Consider the following 400-nt stretch of genomic DNA (forward strand, 5'->3'; position numbering starts at 1 on the left):
CCCGCAGCACGCCGAGCGGGTCGCCGCCGGGCACCAGCACCGTCCGCACCCCGGCCAGGAGGGCCGCCGTGACCAGCACGATCCCCCGGACGTCCGACATCGGCACCAGGGACAGCAGGCACGGGCGGCGCGGCACCGGGCCGGTGTGCCAGGCGACGATCTGGTGGGCCGCGGCCACGAGGTTGCGGTGCAGCAGCGAGACCCTGGTGCCGTCCCGCCGGTGCACGACGAGGGCGACGTCGTCGGGTTCGGGGCCGCCGGACCAGTCCCAGTCCCGGACCGGGTCCGGCCGCGGGCCGCCCGCGCGCCGCTCGAGATCCCGGTAGGCGACGACGTCCACGCTCCCCCGCCGCGCCGGGGCGGTCTGGGGCTGCTGCCGCGGTCCACGGCGCTGGGCAGG

Annotated in this window: 1 pseudogene; it reads right to left on the reverse strand. The window is 79.0% G+C overall.

Annotation, left to right across the window (positions count from 1 at the left end):
- Nucleotides 1-340 (reverse strand): annotated as a pseudogene (locus G3I53_RS04895) (long-chain fatty acid--CoA ligase); the annotation flags it as partial.
- Between the last annotated feature and the right edge of the window lie 60 nt (nt 341-400).

The sequence above is a fragment of the Streptomyces sp. SID14436 genome, assembly GCF_010548465.1.
In the GTDB taxonomy this organism is placed as follows: domain Bacteria; phylum Actinomycetota; class Actinomycetes; order Streptomycetales; family Streptomycetaceae; genus Streptomyces.